This window comes from Cohaesibacter intestini, from assembly GCF_003324485.1.
Taxonomy (GTDB): Bacteria; Pseudomonadota; Alphaproteobacteria; order Rhizobiales; family Cohaesibacteraceae; genus Cohaesibacter; species Cohaesibacter intestini.
In genome coordinates this window covers 1,069,907-1,085,802 of sequence record NZ_QODK01000002.1, presented here as the reverse complement: position 1 = coordinate 1,085,802, position 15,896 = coordinate 1,069,907, and the positions used below count along the sequence as shown (strand labels likewise).

The 15,896-nt window shown below is 57.2% G+C and carries 18 protein-coding genes; 6 read left to right on the top strand and 12 right to left on the bottom strand.

From position 1 onward, the window contains the following. Window positions 1–95: 95 nt before the first annotated feature. Entirely contained in the window at window positions 96–755 is a 660-nt protein-coding gene (locus DSD30_RS10560) for a MarC family protein (RefSeq protein WP_198662893.1), read from the bottom strand. Window positions 756–911: 156 nt separating this feature from the next. On the opposite strand from DSD30_RS10560, the gene DSD30_RS10555 reads away from it, so the two are divergent. Continuing rightward, on the top strand, window positions 912–1,550 hold the full coding sequence (locus DSD30_RS10555; RefSeq protein ID WP_114009566.1) for a LysE family translocator: 639 nt from the start codon (window positions 912–914) through the stop codon (window positions 1,548–1,550). Between the two features lie 205 nt (window positions 1,551–1,755). Here DSD30_RS10555 and DSD30_RS10550 read toward each other — a convergent pair whose 3' ends face one another. The 6 genes from DSD30_RS10550 to lgt all read right to left on the bottom strand — a co-directional run bounded on the left by DSD30_RS10550 (window position 1,756) and on the right by lgt (window position 8,135). After that, on the bottom strand, window positions 1,756–2,688 hold the full coding sequence (locus tag DSD30_RS10550) for a ribose-phosphate pyrophosphokinase (protein WP_114009565.1): 933 nt from the start codon (window positions 2,686–2,688) through the stop codon (window positions 1,756–1,758). A 379-nt stretch (window positions 2,689–3,067) separates the two neighbouring features. Continuing rightward, window positions 3,068–3,706 (bottom strand): hypothetical protein, encoded by a 639-nt coding sequence (locus tag DSD30_RS10545; RefSeq protein ID WP_114009564.1) that lies wholly within the window; start codon window positions 3,704–3,706, stop codon window positions 3,068–3,070. Window positions 3,707–4,057: 351 nt separating this feature from the next. Then, complete coding sequence (locus tag DSD30_RS10540) at window positions 4,058–5,215, bottom strand: M24 family metallopeptidase (protein ID WP_114009719.1); 1,158 nt, start codon at window positions 5,213–5,215, stop codon at window positions 4,058–4,060. Between the two features lie 155 nt (window positions 5,216–5,370). Beyond that, window positions 5,371–6,141 (bottom strand): peptidoglycan editing factor PgeF, encoded by a 771-nt coding sequence (gene pgeF, locus DSD30_RS10535; protein ID WP_114009563.1) that lies wholly within the window; start codon window positions 6,139–6,141, stop codon window positions 5,371–5,373. 84 nt (window positions 6,142–6,225) lie between these two features. Beyond that, window positions 6,226–7,329 carry a class I SAM-dependent methyltransferase gene (locus DSD30_RS10530; protein WP_114009562.1) on the bottom strand — a complete coding sequence of 368 codons (1,104 nt, stop codon included), beginning with the start codon at window positions 7,327–7,329 and terminating at the stop codon, window positions 6,226–6,228. An 8-nt stretch (window positions 7,330–7,337) separates the two neighbouring features. Continuing rightward, window positions 7,338–8,135, bottom strand: coding sequence for a prolipoprotein diacylglyceryl transferase (gene lgt / locus DSD30_RS10525; RefSeq protein WP_114009718.1), 798 nt, complete (start codon window positions 8,133–8,135; stop codon window positions 7,338–7,340). A gap of 219 nt (window positions 8,136–8,354) precedes the next feature. Here lgt and DSD30_RS10520 point away from each other — a divergent pair, with 219 nt between their 5' ends. From DSD30_RS10520 to DSD30_RS10505, 4 genes are all read left to right on the top strand, one after another. Then, window positions 8,355–8,636 carry an accessory factor UbiK family protein gene (locus DSD30_RS10520; protein ID WP_114009561.1) on the top strand — a complete coding sequence of 94 codons (282 nt, stop codon included), beginning with the start codon at window positions 8,355–8,357 and terminating at the stop codon, window positions 8,634–8,636. Window positions 8,637–8,822: 186 nt separating this feature from the next. Continuing rightward, window positions 8,823–9,644, top strand: a complete 822-nt coding sequence (gene proC, locus DSD30_RS10515) for a pyrroline-5-carboxylate reductase (protein ID WP_114009560.1) — start codon at window positions 8,823–8,825, stop codon at window positions 9,642–9,644. Between the two features lie 176 nt (window positions 9,645–9,820). Continuing rightward, window positions 9,821–10,552, top strand: coding sequence for a hypothetical protein (locus DSD30_RS10510; protein ID WP_114009559.1), 732 nt, complete (start codon window positions 9,821–9,823; stop codon window positions 10,550–10,552). Window positions 10,553–10,609: 57 nt separating this feature from the next. After that, a complete protein-coding gene (locus tag DSD30_RS10505; RefSeq protein ID WP_114009558.1) occupies window positions 10,610–10,960 on the top strand; it encodes a tRNA-binding protein in 351 nt (116 codons plus the stop codon). A 19-nt stretch (window positions 10,961–10,979) separates the two neighbouring features. Here the strand turns inward: DSD30_RS10505 and DSD30_RS10500 are convergent, their stop codons facing one another. The 3 genes from DSD30_RS10500 to DSD30_RS10490 all read right to left on the bottom strand — a co-directional run bounded on the left by DSD30_RS10500 (window position 10,980) and on the right by DSD30_RS10490 (window position 13,724). Next, the gene (locus DSD30_RS10500) at window positions 10,980–12,365 is read right to left on the bottom strand and encodes an ATP-binding protein (RefSeq protein WP_425359459.1); all 1,386 of its coding nucleotides are present in this window, start codon (window positions 12,363–12,365) and stop codon (window positions 10,980–10,982) included. Window positions 12,366–12,495: 130 nt separating this feature from the next. Continuing rightward, window positions 12,496–13,197 (bottom strand): response regulator, encoded by a 702-nt coding sequence (locus tag DSD30_RS10495; protein ID WP_114009557.1) that lies wholly within the window; start codon window positions 13,195–13,197, stop codon window positions 12,496–12,498. Between the two features lie 11 nt (window positions 13,198–13,208). After that, window positions 13,209–13,724, bottom strand: coding sequence for a MarR family winged helix-turn-helix transcriptional regulator (locus tag DSD30_RS10490; RefSeq protein WP_245418423.1), 516 nt, complete (start codon window positions 13,722–13,724; stop codon window positions 13,209–13,211). A 410-nt stretch (window positions 13,725–14,134) separates the two neighbouring features. Between DSD30_RS10490 and DSD30_RS10485 the strand changes: the two genes are divergently transcribed. After that, window positions 14,135–15,025, top strand: coding sequence for a branched-chain amino acid aminotransferase (locus tag DSD30_RS10485; RefSeq protein WP_114009555.1), 891 nt, complete (start codon window positions 14,135–14,137; stop codon window positions 15,023–15,025). An 84-nt stretch (window positions 15,026–15,109) separates the two neighbouring features. Here DSD30_RS10485 and DSD30_RS10480 read toward each other — a convergent pair whose 3' ends face one another. Further along, window positions 15,110–15,571 (bottom strand): molybdenum cofactor biosynthesis protein MoaE, encoded by a 462-nt coding sequence (locus DSD30_RS10480; protein ID WP_114009554.1) that lies wholly within the window; start codon window positions 15,569–15,571, stop codon window positions 15,110–15,112. A gap of 9 nt (window positions 15,572–15,580) precedes the next feature. Further along, window positions 15,581–15,832 carry a molybdopterin converting factor subunit 1 gene (moaD, locus tag DSD30_RS10475; RefSeq protein ID WP_114009553.1) on the bottom strand — a complete coding sequence of 84 codons (252 nt, stop codon included), beginning with the start codon at window positions 15,830–15,832 and terminating at the stop codon, window positions 15,581–15,583. Window positions 15,833–15,896 lie beyond the last annotated feature (64 nt).

Below are 15,896 nucleotides of genomic sequence, written 5' to 3'. Positions count from 1 at the left end.
ACGATGGCAAGCAGGCAAAGGGCGCAAAGGTGCGGTTTTTTGCTGTTTTGGGCGTCATTCTGATGGTCTGAATGCTGCCAATCGGCAAAGCCTGCTCAAAGGGCAGGGGGTCCAGTGTTAGCCACTTCCAATATGCCGACAGCATCCAGACCATTGAGGATGGCGTCAACGGCAATGGTGGCGAGGATCAGCCCCATCACGCGTGAGATGATGGAGGCACCAGTCTTGCCGATCAGTTTGAAGATGAAGGTCGCCGCCAGCAGCAATAGCAAAGTGAAGAGCAAGACGAGAAGCAATAGGCTTGCCGTGACAGTTTGCTCGGCGAGCGTGTTGCTGCGATTCTCGGTGAGAATGACAATGGCGAGCATGGCCCCGGGGGATGCGATGCTTGGGATGGCAAGGGGGAAGACGGCGCTCGATAAATGGTCCCGTTCCGCTTCGGCGATTTCCAGATTGGGCTTTGATTCACCGAAAATCATGCTCAGAGCAAACAGGAAAAGGACAAGGCCTCCGGCAATCTGAAAGGAGCCAAGGCGCAAGCCGATGGTTTCAAGAACGACTTGCCCGCCAATCAGGAAGGCCAGCAACACAAGGGTGGCAATCGCAACAGCGCGCACAGCAAAGCGTCGATGCAAATGGGCTGGCACCGATTGGACTGCAAACAGATAGACAGGAATGGAGCCGATCGGATCGATCACGACGAAAATCGTGATCAGCTCTCTGAACAGGTCGGTCCAATTGATAGCGCTATTCATCATGGCTCTTATATAGGCGGTTGTTGAGAGATCGCCTATGGGAAAATGCGGATTGGGGGCGCTTTCAACATTTGTTCGGCTTGGACTCGGTCGCGCGCTCATATTGTGTTTCTGAGGAAATGTGCGTAGCGTGGAACGCTCATTAGGGGGACTGCGATGACACTATCCGAGATTCTTACATTTGCATTTGTGGCCAGTTTGCTGGTTATCTCGCCCGGCCCCAATGGGGTGCTGATTGCCAGAACCGTTCCGACGTCCGGGCGCGCTGCGGGTTTCGCCAATGTGGCGGGGTTCGTCACAGGTTTCTATTTGCATGGTGCGATGGCGATTATGGGTATTTCCATTCTGCTTGTGAAATCGGCAACGGCTTTTGCGATCGTCAAATATGTCGGGGCTGCCTATTTGTGCTGGATCGGCATCAAGTCGCTGATTGCGGCTTACAAAGGTGGCTCTGCGGGTGCTTCTGTCCAGCCCGCCAAAAGAAAGCGACGCCTGATTGGCGCCTATTTTGAGGGCCTTCTGACTAATGCACTCAATCCGAAGGTTTCGATGTTTTATCTGGCAGCCTTTCCGCAATTCATAACCATCGGAGAAACATCGGTCGCAGCGTCCTTTACGTTGGTCTTCGTGCATTCTGTGATCAATGCGATCTGGTTCGGTGCGATGGTGCTTCTGCTGTCCAGACTGACGACGATGGCCCAAAATGGTGTCTTCCAGAGATGGCTGAAGGGTGTGACCGGTGTGGTTTTCCTCGGTTTTGGTGCCAAACTGGCGCTTTATCGACCGTCGGTGTGAGGCGAATGTCGATCAAAAGAGCCCGGTCGGTGACCGGGCTTTTTTTGTAAGGCTATCGGCGTTTTGCTTTGCAAAAGCGCCTGCCGCTGAGGGCTTAGAGTTCGTTGCGACATTGGTGCGTTTCGCTGTGCGAAACGCTGGGCTCTCGGCGTTTTGCTTTGCAAAAGCGCTTGCCGCTGGGGACGGGTTTGGCTGCGCCAAACCCTTAATCAAAGAGACTCGATACTGACTGTTCGTTGGCGGTGCGCGAAATGGCTTCGCCGAGCAGATTGGAGGCGCTCAAGACCCGGATATTATGGGCATTGATGATGGCCTCGGTTGGCTCGATGGAATCGGTGATCACCAGTTCGCGCAGCTTGGATGCGGTGATGCGGGCAACCGCGCCACCGGACAGGACGCCGTGGGTGATGTAAGCGGTGACCGATTCCGCGCCTTTGTTGATCAGGGCTTCAGCGGCGTTGCACAGGGTGCCGCCGGAATCGATGATGTCATCGACCAGAATGCAGTTGCGGCCGGAGACGTCACCGATGATGTTCATGACTTCGGATTCGCCCGCGCGCTCACGGCGTTTGTCAACGATCGCCAGAGGCGCTCCGATGCGCTTGGCCAATGCACGGGCACGAACCACGCCGCCCACGTCAGGGGAGACCACCATGACATTCTCGACTTCGTTGCGCTCCAGAATGTCACGGGACAAAACTGGTGCTGCATAAAGGTTGTCGGTTGGAATGTCGAAGAAGCCCTGAATCTGGGCTGCGTGCAAATCGAGGGTCAGGACGCGATCGGCCCCGGCATTGGAGATCAGATTGGCAACCAATTTGGCCGAAATCGGCGTGCGTGGGCCAGGTTTGCGATCCTGACGCGCATAGCCGAAATATGGAATGACGGCCGTGATGCGGCGCGCAGACGCTCGGCGCAATGCGTCAATGATGATGAGAAGTTCCATCAGGTGGTCATTGGCCGGGTAAGAAGTTGGCTGAACCACGAACACGTCCTCACCACGTACATTTTCATGCACTTCAACGAAGATTTCCTGATCCGCAAAGCGGCGGACGGAAACGTCGCTGATTTCGATGCCGAGATAGTCGGCAATGCGTTTGGTGAGGGTGAGATTGGAATTGCCGGAGAGAAGTTTCATGAATCCTGTGCCCTGTCGATTCGATGAGATGGGAGCCTTTGGATGCGGGGATGGCTCCGATACGCCCTGTGACAGGGGCGTTGTAAGCATGGAAGCTGGTGAATGTAAAGTTTCAGTGACAGCGTTGCGCCAATTTTACGCCTAAAAGCACACAGTCGGGTGCATCATTTGGGAGGTGTCGTTGAGAAAGGATGAAAAATGCGGCCAGTCTACTGGGGCTGCCGTCCTCTCGGCGGAATGAGGCGTCGGGTTGATACTTCTGATAACGGGAAGGCGAAAAACAGATTCGCTTCCGGTTCGATCCCATCGGATCGCGGTCTTCGGTCCGCGCTCTCCTGTCCCAGCGGTTCGCCCCAGATGCGCTTTCTAGATGTTGGTTCTAGATGCTGGCATGCCAGCTCTTCAGTTTCGCGGCGGTATCGACCGCGACTTTGTCCAGCACAGGGCCTTTGACGCTGTCCCAAGGGTCCGTAGACACCATGGGGGTCTTCTGAGAGCCTGTCACACGGTTGATCCGTTTGCCAGAGGCGTCGAAAATGTCCCAGACATAGGCGACCACACAGTCGTCACCGGACTGGTTGGCGGTGAAATAGCCCTTGATGCGATGGGTTGCCTTCTTGTCGCTGCGGGCAACAACCGGCAGGGAATGCTGCGCAACGCGCATGCCGAGGGCTGAGGACAATTCCCGTGCCACGGTTTTGGGCGCGCCAACCATCGGTTCAAAGGTCAGAATCGCGCTCGATGCGGGCGTTTGATAGCGGTTGGACTCGGCCGCGGACGGGATCTGGTTGGCAGGTGGTAGATTGGCCGTATCGTCATTGTTGGCCGCCATCTCTGGCTGCTGCTGATCCATCAGGGTGTCATCCGGAGGCATGGTCTCGGTGATGGAAGGTGGTGAGCTGTTGCCAATGGTGCCTGGAGGGGTTGGCGATCCATTGCTGGAACAGGCCGCCAGAGACACTGCCAGAAGGGCGGCAAGGCCAAGCTTGGTGATGAAACCGGACTGCACAGATTGCATATTGTCTATCTCCGCATCGACATTTACTCAAACACACGAAAACCCGGCCTTCCTCACGCACTGAGCATCAGAATGGCCGCGTTTGCTCTTTCACTATAATCGGCTTGGGTTTTCCAATTCTTAACCTTATCCGATTTTTCGTTTTGCACGGTTCCAATTGGGGCCAATTGGGTCTGGGTACACTGAGTGGTTAGGCTCTTATCGATCTGGAAGCCATGTCCCACCCGTCGGTTCACGGCCTAGCCGCAGGCTCTGCCCCTGACGCCACGGGCATCACGACGACGCTCCCAGACACAGTTTTCCATCTCAGCGCCTTGAAGGTCGGGGCCATGCTCGCCTGTCGAGAAGCCTTTAGCGGATCATCAGGTCCAGCGGCAGCTTGGAGAGAGGTTCCGGTGCCTCTTCGGTGGTCAAATAGGTGCGCCCCAGACACATGGCCGTGCTTGCTTCACTATCCACCAAAATCATATGGGCAAATAAGGTCATATTCGGGCAAATTTCATTGTCATTGCCACGATAGAAAAGCGGCCAGTCGGTCCAGCTTGGTGCAAACCGTGCGCCCACACTGTAACCGCAGGCATTAAGCCTGTGCTTGCTGGCCCCCATTTCGTCAATCACCCGGGCATGGGTGTCGAACACTTCGCCAAAGGTGGTGCCCGGACGCAGGATTTCCTCGACAGCAGCAAGTGCCTCTAAGGCGATCTCGAACAGCTCACGATGGCGGGCCGAGGGTTGGCCAATGACCAATGTGCGCATGGCGGGGGCGTGATAGTGGCGGAAGGCGCCGGACCATTCGAGCGTCAACTGATCGTTGTTGTCGAGCACCCGGCGATCGGCCTGATAGCGACAAAGAAGCGCGGCTTCCCCTGACCCGACCACGAAATGGTTGGCAGCAAAGTCACCACCATTTTCCAGAATGGTGCCTTGCAAGCGGGCAAGGATCCGGCCTTCGTCGGCGCCGGCCTGAATGATCGGCAGGGTTTCGGTCAGCGCCAGATCGGTCAGCTCGGCAGCCTTGCGCATGAAGGTGATTTCCGCACCGGACTTGATGGCGCGCAAGGGGGGAATCAAACGAGAGGCATCTTCAGTGTCGGCAAAGGAGCGTAAGGACTCATCCAGTGTCTTGCCGTCCTTGGCTGTCAGGCCGTGGCTGTCATATTCAATGCCGATCTTGGCACCCAGCAGGTCCAGCTCATCAAGCAATCCACGCAGCTGCATGGCCGGGGAGGCTTTCTTCTTCACCCGGTCTGACCAGACGTGAACGGTTTCGATGTTGGAGGTCTGTCGGGCCTGCCGTAAATCGACCGAGCGGGTCAAAAGGTCCGTTGCACCATTCTTGCGCAGCACCAGACACTGGAACAGGTGGAATCCCGTCGTGTCGTAGCCGGTCAGCCAATACATGCTTTCCTGTGAGAAAATCAGCAGGGCATCCAGTTTCCGATCCGCCATTTTCGCCAGAACGGACGCCTTGCGACGCTCATATTCATCAGGGGAAAAATGCAAAGCCATAAATCCAATCCTCTCGACCTGACCTTTTGTCGAGGCCATCATTGCAGATAAAACCGTCAGGATAAAGCGCGACGGCCCTGTTTCCACGCTCGCCTTGCTTGTATCGAGCGGCAGCTCCAAGGCCTTGCAGATAGGCCATTTACTCTGTCTTGCGGTCAATCACGCAAGGCGATTGCGGCGATTTGCCGTCCATAATCGGGTTCGTTGCGGTGGGTGGAACGGCGGTAACTGAAGAAATGGTCCGACTCGCCATAGGTGCAGCGATCCAGATTGATGGCAGACCCGACCCCTGCCATTTCAAGTCGGGCGAGGATAAAGGCGGGCAGATCAAACTGTTTGTGGCCATCGCGGTCTCCGGCCTCAAAGAACCGGCTCCAGTCCTTGTTGCGGGCGGTAAAACGGTCCATGAAACCATCATCCACTTCGTAGTTGGCCAGCGAAATGGTGGGGCCCAGTATGGCCGTCATGTTGGCCTTGCTGGCACCATTCTCCTCCATGGTTTTGATGGTTGCTTCAATAACGCCCTCAAAGGCTCCGCGCCAACCAGCATGGGCGGCAGCGACCACACCGGCCTTGTTGTCGGCAAAAAGGATCGGGCCGCAATCCGCTGTCAGGACCGCCACGGCAAGGCCCGGTTTGTTGGTGACCAACGCATCAACCTTGGGCAGGGCGTCGCGGTCGAGCGGTGCGTCGATGGCCAATGCAAGCGGCGAATGGACCTGATAGGCGGTCACCAGCCGGTTACGGGCCACGCCCAGACTGTCGGCGACAAGGCCACGATTCTCGGTCACCTGTGCGCGATCATCAGCCGATCCATAGCCGCAATTGAGGCTGTGATAGGTATCCTTGGAGGTGCCGCCCTTGCGGGTGAAAAAACCATGATCGATGGCAGGTAGGCAGGCGAGGGCAGGATGCTCGATGCGCATGGGGGCTCCGGTTGTGTCAAGTATCGGGGTGTCAATCCCTTGGCGAACGGGATCAAGCCACTGTTCCTTGTGGGTCTCTTTAAGTCAAGAGAGCGGAGGAATTGGGCAGAGGTGAGGCAGAATGGCGAGGCAATGGAATAGACTGCCCATCTGGTCGGGTGCGGCTAGGCGTTCGACGGCATCGCGGATGGCTTCCTGCTCTTGGGCGCTCTTGCCTGCACCCAAGCGTCCGGCGCGCTCGAGCAGCCCCATGGCGAGGAGGAAATTGCCCTGCTTGATTGCTGGAGAGACCGTGAGGCCATGCAGATTGGTTTGAATGGCGCTGCTTGCCGCGTGGGCAAGAGCGCTGAAATTGACATGGGCCGTCAGATCCTGCTCACCGGGTTTGGCCAAGGGGTTGGCATAGGCATGATTGCGCATGGCTTGTAGGGTGTCGCCATAGCCGGGTTTGGCATAGCCATAATCGATGAAAAGGCCCGCGCCCCCATGGCTGGCCAGTTTGTGGGCGAGGGTGGCCATGACGGCATCACTGGCCGGGGATTGTTCGAGGATTGCGCCATCTTCTGTCTCGGCATCTGGCGATGGGGCACTTAGCGCCCGGACCGGGCCAAGGCCGAAGGCGAGGTTGCCATTGTCATCAAGGCCGACCACGCGCTCATGCCAAGAGTCGCCCTTTCGGACCCATTGATGGATCGGGAGACAGTCGAAAAACTCGTTGGCGATGAGGAAGAGGGGCGCTTCGGGTAGGCTGTCGATCGTGTCATGCCACGTGATGGGACGTTTGATGCTTTCAAGGCGGTGGGCCTGCTGGTCGCGCAAGGTTGGGCTGATCTCAACCAGATGAATATGGAGGGCAGCAAAAGCATCCGGCTGGGACTGGATCGTGCGGGCCATGTCCTGCATCAGTGTGCCACGGCCAGGGCCAAGCTCGACCAGATGGAAAGGCGACGGGCATCCGCTCTGTTGCCAGACCGACAGCATCCAGATGCCGAGCAATTCGCCAAAGAGCTGGCTGATTTCCGGTGCCGTGGTGAAGTCACCGTCCGCACCAATCGGTGTGTGTCTGGTGTAATAGCCATGCTCCGGATCGCCAAGGCAGAGGCTCATATAGGTCGCCAGATCAATCGGGCCAGAGGCGGTAATCAGCCTTTTGAGGCGGCTTTCAAGTGGTGTTGCGGTGTCGCGCATGGGGCCTCTCACATTGCGGCTGGTTTGCGCAGGGCAAGGAGTACCAGCAGCAGACCCGCCAGAACCATCGGGGCGGAGAGCCACATGCCCATGGTGGTGCCATGGGAGAGATAGCCGATCTGGACATCTGGCACCCGGACCAGTTCGACCAGCGAACGGAAGAGGGCGTAAAGAATGACAAAGCAGCCTGCCACCAGACCGGGGCGTTTCAGGGCACCGAGGGAATGGCTGAGAATGCGCAGCAGGATCAGCATCAGCAGGCCTTCGAGCGCGGCTTCATAGAGCTGGCTGGGATGGCGTGGCTCCGGGCCGCCATTGGGAAAGACAACGCCCCATGGCAGGTCGGTGACCCGGCCCCAAAGTTCGGAATTGATGAAATTGGCGATGCGGCCAAACAACAGTCCGAAAGGGGCTGCAAGAGCAATCAGATCGAACATCGACAAAAGCGGGATCGACCGAACACGGGCGAAGAGCACCATCGCCAGCGTGACACCGAGAAAACCGCCATGAAAGGCCATTCCACCCTTCCAGACCGCAAAAATCTGGGTCGGGTCGGCAAGATAGGCGTCGAAATTGTAAAAGAGCACATAACCGAGCCGTCCCCCCAGAATGATCCCCACAGTGGCCCAGAGAACGAAATCATCCAGAGCGAGGCTGCTCATCGGACTTTTGGCATGGGGCCAGAGATGGGACTGTCGGGCAACACGCTTGGTATAGCTCCAGGCCAGCAGGATGCCCGCAATATAGGCGATGGCATACCAATGGATCTGAACGGGACCAAGAGACAGAAGAACGGGATCAATCATCGGGAAGGGAATGGCCAGAAAGGTCACGGGCTTTGCCTCTGCAATTCAATGAATGGGTCTAGAGGGTGTGTTGCCTTGATCGCAACAAGTCAAGGGAAAGCGCAAATATTCGTTGTGAAAATCGCTGGCGATACTATATCTCAGATAGTGACAGATTGAAGGCAAAGGCAGGCACGGTCCAATGCAAGACCGAGGCCGCCGCAGCGAGGAGCAAGTGCTATGACCCATACCAACAATCGGCTGTTTGACGAATTTGCCAAATTGATGACCGATGCCGCCGGTGTGGCCCAAGGGGTGCGCGACGAGGCGGAAACCGCAATTCGGGCGCAGTTGGAGCGCTTGATGGGTGACATGGATCTTGTTACCCGCGACGAGTTTGAAGCGGTGAAGGAAATGGCCGTAGCGGCGCGTGACGAAAATGATCGTCTGGCTGCACGGCTTGCTGTGCTGGAAGCCAAACTCGGCGGGTCTGAGGACACGGCAAGCGGGCCCGACGCCTGATTGGCTGTGGCGTTGAAAGAGGTGACGGGCACTAAGTGGCCTGAATGGAAAGCCTGTCAGTTTTGGTGGGCTTTTTGTTTGGCGCTTTGATTGCCTGATACTGGCCGTTGCAACTGATAAACAATAGGCGATGTGGCAGAAGTCGATAAAATACTCGGTTTCAGGCGCTTAGAAAGGCGAGGTAAAATGACGATTGGTGATATTTCTCTGGTGTTGGTTGGGGCTGGCAAAATGGGCGGTGCGATGCTGGCAGGCTGGCTCGATATGGGGCTGGATGCGTCCAAGACCGTGGTCATCGATCCAAGCCAGCCTGAGGAGATTGCCAAGGCGGCGACGGATAAGGGCTTCACGTTGGCATCATCGGCCGAAGGGGTTGATGCCCCCGACATGGTGGTGATCGCCATCAAGCCGCAAATGATGGACAAGGTTTTGCCCGGCCTGAAAGCAATGGTCGGGCCAAAGACCGTGGTCGTTTCTGTTGCCGCAGGAACGCCGGTTGCGACGTTCAAGGCTCATTTCGGTGCAGACGCGCTGGTTGTGCGTGCGATGCCCAACACACCGGCGCAGGTTGGCCGGGGGATGACCGCTGCCTTTGCCAGTGCGGGCGTGGATGCAGCCATGAAAGAGGTGACCGCCACCTTGCTTTCCTCGATGGGGGCTTTTGTCTGGGTTGGCGATGAAGGGCAGATGGATGCGGTGACGGCGATTTCCGGTTCTGGTCCCGCTTATGTCTTTCATATGGTCGAAGCCATGGCGAAAGCCGGGGAAGCTCTGGGATTGGCTCCTGACGTCGCGGCCTTGCTGGCCCGCCAGACGGTGGTCGGAGCAGGGGAATTGATGCATCAGTCTGATCTGGATGCCGCGACCTTGCGGACCAATGTCACCTCGCCGGGGGGCACCACTGCTGCGGCCTTGGCGGTTTTGATGGACGAGGGATCGGGGTTACCACCTCTGATGGCCAAGGCGACGGAAGCTGCGCGCGATCGCTCCATCGAACTGTCGATGTGATGCCTGTGTGAGGGGATTGATACCCAATCCTTTGAGCGGTTGTCCCTAAAGTGTGGTAGACTGTTTGTCTGCTTTTGCCACGGCTGAAGCGCTTTGGATGATCCATTGCTGCTCTACAGGCCGTAAAGATGGGACAAGCAACCCGACTTCGAACCATACTCGTGAAAGGGGATAAAATGCAGCAGAATCAGGATGTCCGTCAGACACTCTTCGACCAGTTTTCCCGCTCCGTGCTGGCTGATGGCTGGCGGAGCGTCTCGTGCGCCGAGATTGCGACGGCTGCCGGGGTCGACTTGCATATCGCCTTTGTCGAGTATCGGAACCGCTATGCCTATGTCACCGAACTGATCCGCCGGACCGATGCGGCGATGCTGGATGCCTATGATCGGGAGATGGTGGACGAACCGGCGCGTGAACGCTTGCTTGACGTGATGATGGCGCGGTTCGAGGCCATGCAGGGCAATCGGGCGTTGATCGTTGCCCTGAGCAAGGCGGCACGCCGGGATCCGATGCTGTCGCTGCATCTGGTGGCCCTGTCACGCCTGACCGCGGACTGGTTTCTCGATATCGCCCAGATTTCGCCTGCCGGGATCTCCGGCATCATCCGTAGCAAGGGCGCTTTGGCGACCTATGCACGGGTATTCCGGGTCTGGCTGGAGGATGACAGTGAAGACCTCACCAAGACAATGTCGGCGCTTGATAAGTATCTCAAGCAAGGGGAAAGTGCCTTGCGGCGGGCCGAGCGGATTGCCTGTCTGTTGCCAAAGGCAGGGCGGCGGTGCCGGAAAAGCGCTCGCAGAACTGGGCGTGATGAGGCGGCCTCAACCGACGGGCTGGCTCCATCTGACGGCAATGTGACCGACATGTCCGCTGTGGATGAGCCACCGGCTCAGCCAATGCCTTCTTGAACGGGACGGGCTGATCGGCAACCATTCGGGCTTTGACAATTTGCCAAGGAGCCCGCCATGACGGATATCACCCCCGAAATCCAGTTTGATGATTTTCTGAAAGTCGATATTCGTGTTGGGACGGTCGTAGAGGCGGTGGATTTTCCTCAGGCCCGTAAACCGGCCTATAAGCTGAAAATCGACTTTGGCGACGCCATTGGCGTGAAGAAAAGCTCGGCCCAGATCACGGTGCATTACAAACCGGAGGATCTGGTCGGGCGGCAGGTGATGGCGGTGGTCAATTTCCCGCCGCGCCAGATCGGACCGTTCATGTCCGAAGTGCTGACCCTTGGCTATGATGATGGCGAAGGCAACATTGTGTTGGCCAAGGTCGACAAGTCGGTACCGAACGGGTCACGTCTGCACTAGGGCGCACGTTGTCGCATCGTCAGGAAGGCAAACGGAGGGTGGCTTTGAGACCGCCCAGTTTGCTGCGGCCTAGTTTGATGTCGCCACCATGGCCGCGGGCAATGTCGCGGGCGATGGCAAGACCGAGTCCGGTGTTGGGTGTGTCCTGATTGCGGGCCGTATCAAGGCGATGGAAGGGGCGGAAGACGCTTTCCAGCTCGGCTTCCGGGATGCCGGGGCCATTGTCATCAATTTCAATCAGCCACCAGTTACCGAGCCGTTCGGAAGTCAGTTCGATCCGGTCGGCATAGCGTTCCGCGTTGCTCAGCAGATTGTGGAGGCAGCGCTTGATGGTGTTGGGCCTGACTTCAACACGGTTGCCACCCGTGTGCTGGATGGTCAGGGCCATCCCAGTGCGCTGGGCATCATGCTCTAGTTCTTCAAGCAATTCGGGGATCGAGATCATTTCCGCTGTCTCAGACGAGGACCCTCGGGCAAACGCCAGATAGTCTTCCAGCATCAATTGCATTTCGTCCACATCGCGCTGCATGTCGCGCACTTCCGGTTCGTCATCCAACAGGGCCAACTGCAGTTTGAAGCGGGTCAGAATGGTGCGTAAATCGTGGCTGACACCGGCCAGCATGGTGGTGCGCTGTTCAATCTGGCGCTCGATGCGGCGCTTCATTTCAAGGAAGGCATGGGCGGCGCGGCGCACTTCGCGGGCACCCGAGGGGCGGAAGTTACGGGCCTCCTGTCCTTTGCCGAAACGCTCGGCGGCGTCAGCCAAGCGCTGAATCGGGCGGATTTGGTTGCGCAGGAAGAGAATGGCGACCACCAGCAAGACCAGTGACGTGCCAATCATCCAGAGCAGAAAGATGTGAGAGTTGGAGGCATAGGCCTGTGACCGGCGGGCAAAGACCCTCAAGACCTTGTCGTCGAGCTTGATGCGGACTTCAACAATGTTGGAACGGCCGACCGTGTCGATCCAGAAGGGTTTGCCGATCAGATTGGTGATGCGTTTCGACAGGGCGTGATCAAGCAGGGTGAAGAAGGGCTTCGGGGCCGGGGGAGGCAAGGGGCCGTCGGGCAGGATCGAAATGTTGAGATCCAGCTTGTCCTTGGCCAGATTGATGATCCGGTCGTAATTCTCGTCCTGCGGATAGGTTTCCAGCACCGCGATGATGGCGGCAATATCCTGTGTCACGGCCGTCGATAGGCGGTTGGTGACGGTCTGCCAGTGGCGTTCCATAAAGACAAAGGCCAGAACCGATTGAAGAATGACCATCGGCGCGACAATGATGATGAGTGAGCGGGCATAAAGGCCCTTGGGCATCAATCTGGACAATTGCCGCGCAACCTTGCCATAGCCACGATAAAGCCAGCCAAGGGGACCAACCAGCCGCAACACGGCTTGCCGGGCGCTCAAGGCGCGGGACATATCCTCGTCTGCTGCTGCCTTCGAGCGCTCGGACGTCTTGTGCTGGTCGGGTTTCTGGTCGCTCATGCCTGTATGTCTCGGATCAGGTGACAGGGTTCGGAGTTGGCCCCTTCTGCCTCTAGTCGGTCAGCAAGCGATAGCCGATGCCGCGGATGGTTTGCAAGTAGATCGGATTGGACGGGTCCGGTTCAATCTTGCGGCGCAGGCGGTTGATCTGCACATCGACCGTGCGTTCGCCGGTGCCGTCTTCTCCGGCAAGGGCAGTGCGGGTGACGGTTGCGCCGGGTTGGGCCGCAAAGAGCGACAGCAATTCGCGCTCTCTGTCGGTCAGGCGGATGACATCCTCGCCGCAGAGCAGTTCCTGGCGTTCCAGCTTGTAGCAGAAGGGGCCGAAGGTCACCTGATCGATGGGGACTGCGGCACGCAGATTGTGGCGCTTGAGGATGTTGCGGATGCGCAGAAGCAACTCGCGCGGTTCGAAGGGCTTGGTGAGATAATCATCAACACCGATTTCAAGACCCTGAATGCGGCTCTCGCTCTCATCGCGAGCGGTCAGCATCAGGATGGGTACGTCGTCATCTTTGCGCAGGTCGCGGGCAAGCTCCATGCCGCTTTCGCCGGGCATCATCACATCGAGGATCAGGAGATCAAAGGCCAGTCCGGAAAACATCTTGCGGGCTTCCAGGGCATTTTGCGCTGTGGAGACCCGAAAGCCTTCCTTGACCAGAAAGCGTTGCAGAAGATTGCGAATGCGGCTGTCGTCGTCAATCACCAGCAGATGCTGGGCATTGTCGGGCAGAGCGTGATCTGCGCTGGGCATTGATGTGTCCTTTATTTCGAAATGCGGATGACGTCAGCATCGCTGTCCGCGTTATTCAAGGCGGCAAGACCCTTGTTGAGGTGGCGCACCATGGGGCGGTCTTGTGGCTCAATCATGGCATAGAGAAAGGCCTTGCTGGCCTGTCTGGTGCTTTCTGGCAGGGTTTGCAGGGCGTCCTCTATCCGGCGGGCCTGACAGCGGGAAATTTCCAGCGCCAGCGCGCGACCCTTCTCAGTGGGATAAAGCAGCCGTTGGCGGCGGTCCTGCTCGCCTGTCTGCTGGGTGATATAGCCGTCCTCTATCAACTGTTTCAAGACACGGGCAAGGCTCTGCTTGGTGATCTTGAGGATTTCGAGCAGGGTGGCAACGGGGATGCCCGGGGTGCGGTTGACAAAATGCAGCACCCGGTGATGGGCGCGGCCATAGGAATATTGAGCCAGCATCGAGTCTGGGTCGGCAACGAAATCGCGGTAGGCAAAGAAGAGAAGCTCGATCATTTCAAACGAGATTCCATCCTGTTCAGACATGGGGAGCGTCACGACTGATCCGGAGTCAGAGTTTTTTTCAACCATTTTTCTGTTTCGCTTTTTTGGTCTTCCTGCGAGATGTATACCGTTTTGGTAGCGTCATCTGGAAATATATTCTTACAATATTGTTCCATCCGGATGGAACCGTTTTCTCTTGCCTGTGTTGCTGCACAGGGAGAGATAAAAATTTAAGTCAGCATTGTTGACTTAATTTGTGTCATTTGTTACCTAGATAGCACGACAGGCGAAAGGAATGATCATTTTCATGCGAAAATTTGGAGATCTGTTCCTTCGCTGATTGGAATCATAAAGCTGCCCAGACCATAGCGACAGTCATCGGACAAAGCAAAAGTCTTTCGGGCAAGCAACCACAGCCGGACCGAACCGACTGTCTGTACAGGAGTGAAACGATGGCAGGACCTGCATTTGATCAACGCGAAGGCCATATCTGGTATAATGGTGACTATGTCGACTGGAAGGATGCCAAGATGCATGTCTTGTCCCACGGTCTGCATTACGCTTCCAGCGTGTTTGAAGGTGTTCGGGCCTATGGTGGCGAGATTTTCAAGCTGGAGCAGCATACCAACCGGCTCTTCGCCTCGGCAGACATGCTTGGTATGGAAATGCCTTACAGCCGGGAAGAACTGAACCGGATTCAGATCGAGATTCTTGAAAAAGAAGGCCTTCAGGACGCTTATCTGCGGCCGATTGTCTGGCGCGGTTCCGAAATGATGGGCATCTCTGCCCAGTCGAACCGGATCAATGTTGCTGTTGCCGCTTGGGAATGGCCATCCTATTTCAAACCGGAAGATCGCCTCAAAGGTCTGCGTCTGGCGACTGCTGAATGGCGTCGCCCGGATCCACGTACCATTCCTTGCCGTGCCAAGGCCGCTGGTCTTTACATGATTTGCACCCTGTCCAAGCACAAGGTTGAGCGTCAAGGCTTCAATGATGCGATGATGCTGGATTTCGAAGGCTATATCGCCGAGGCCACCGGAGCGAACATCTTCTTCACCAAGAATGGGGTTTTGCATACTCCGACCCCGGATTGCTTCCTGGATGGCATCACTCGCCAGACCACCATCGAGCTTGCCAAGCGGCGCGGCATTGAGGTTATCGAGCGCAAGATCCGCCCGGAAGAGCTGGGCGATTTCGAGGAATGCTTCCTGACCGGTACGGCGGTTGAGGTTACTCCGGTATCGGTCATCGACAATTATGGCTTCACGCCGGGCGACATCACCAAGCAGCTGATGGATGACTATACCAATGAAGTCACCCCGAAGGCCATCGCTGCCGAGTGATCCCCTTGGAGGATCAGTGCTGACAGAATAAGAAACGGCGCCAATGGGCGCCGTTTTCGTGTCTGGGTTTCAGTCTTTTGGGCTTCAGTCCTGATGCCAGCGCCGGGTGGCTTCGTCATCCTTGTCTTTTGCCTCGACCCATTGGGCGTTGCCGCTGGCGAGACGCTCTTTTTTCCAAAAAGGAGCGCGGGTTTTGAGGAAATCCATGATGAAATTGTTGGCGTCAAAGGCCGCCTGACGGTGGGACGACAGGGTGATCACCAAAACAATCCGGTCGCCCGGCGCCAAGGTGCCATAGCGGTGGATGATGGTGGTGCCTTCGAGCATTGGCCAACGCTGACGGGCCTCTGCCTCGATCCGTTCAAGCTCGGCCTGTGCCATGGCCGGGTAATGCTCCAGTTCCATGTCGAGAATGCGCTGGTCGCCGATCATGTCGCGCACCAGTCCGGTGAAGGTGACCGCAGCCCCGATGGAGGTGCGGCCCGCCACCAAGTGATCAATCTCTCGTCCAATGTCAAAATCGTCGCGCTGAAGCCTAACCGCCATGGGTCGCTCCTAACCACCGGTCATGGGCGGGAAAAAGGCAATTTCACCGGCAGCGCCGACGGGATCGGACGGGTCGGCATGAAACTGGTCAAGGGCGACGCGGATGGTGTCGATTTCACCAAAGGCGGCTTCATATTCTTCGCCGCGCTGCTTTTGCCAGACAAGCAAATCATGGACGGTGGTGACAGAAGGAGGCAGGGCGACTTCTTCTTCTTCCTTGCCGATGCGTTCCCGGATCCATGCAAAATAAATGAGCTTCATAACTGCTTCCACCTGATTCTTTCGTCTTTGTCAGACGGTAGCACGGCAAACGGGTAGACGTCAC